This window comes from Streptococcus sp. 1055 (assembly GCF_013276815.1).
Lineage (GTDB): Bacteria > Bacillota > Bacilli > Lactobacillales > Streptococcaceae > Streptococcus > Streptococcus pseudopneumoniae.
Genome location: NZ_VMLT01000125.1, coordinates 1 through 1041 on the forward strand (window position 1 = coordinate 1; position 1041 = coordinate 1041).

Here is a 1041-nt window from a genome sequence, read left to right on the forward strand (position 1 = left end):
TGGACTAAAATCAAAAAACATCTTATAATAGTAGTTATGAAACTTACAAACGAAGAAACACAAAAAATTGAACAACTCCTAAGAGATTCATCGTACGCCAAATATCACAAACGTCTACAGATTATTTATTTTCGCTCAAAAGAAAAGAGTTATAAGGAAATCATGGATTTGCTAGATTGCAATAAAACAACTGTTTGGAGGAATTTGAAAAAATATAAGGAGTTTGGTTTAGAAGCGCTTCTTCAGGAGACCCGTGGTGGACGTCATAGAGAATATATGACTTACGAAGAAGAACAAGCATTTCTAAAACGTCATATAGAAGCTGCTCAGGCTGGGGAATTTGTAACTGTCAATCAGTTATTTGAAGCCTATCAAAAAGAGATTGGTCGCACTTCCACACGTGATGGTTTCTATTATCTCCTGAAACGACATGGTTGGCGAACGGTCACTCCTCGACCTGAGCATCCCAAGAAGGCAGACGCTCAGACAATTGAGACGTCTAAAAATAAAATCTACATTCGAGACCTTAAGTAAGCGCTTTAAAGAAGAGGGGACTTATAACAAAGTACGTTTGATGTACCAAGATGAAGCTGGTTTCGGAAGAATCAGTAAGATGAGTTCTTGTTGGGCTCCTCAAGGAATCCGACCTAGCATTCCTAGTCATTATATGCGAGAATATCGCTATTGTTATGGGGCAGTAGATGCTCAGACAGGAGATTCCTTTTTCCTCATTGCTGGAGGATGCAATACTGAGTGGATCAATGAATTTCTAAGGCAAGTCTCACAAGCTTATCCAGATGACTATATTTTACTTGTCATGGATAATGCTATATGGCATAAATCAAATACCTTAGAGATTCCAAGTAATATTGAGTTGGCTTTTATCCCACCTTATACACCAGAAATGAACCCTATTGAACAAGTCTGGAAAGAAATTCGAAAACGAGGTTTCAAAAATAAGGCTTTCCAAACATTGGAAGCCGTCATTGATAAGCTTCAAGAAGTTATTCAAGGACTGGAAAAAAGCGTTTTAAAGTCCAC

The 1041-nt window shown here is 37.8% G+C and carries 1 protein-coding gene; it reads left to right on the forward strand.

Annotation, left to right across the window (positions count from 1 at the left end):
* Window positions 1-36 precede the first annotated feature (36 nt).
* Window positions 37-1041, forward strand: a protein-coding gene (locus tag HT699_RS10115) for an IS630 family transposase (RefSeq protein ID WP_172934337.1) whose coding sequence is annotated in 2 segments (ribosomal slippage) — window positions 37-533 and window positions 532-1041 — 1007 coding nt annotated over the 2 segments. Because the reading frame shifts where the segments join, the coding sequence is not laid out codon by codon here. This gene is flagged as partial in the annotation.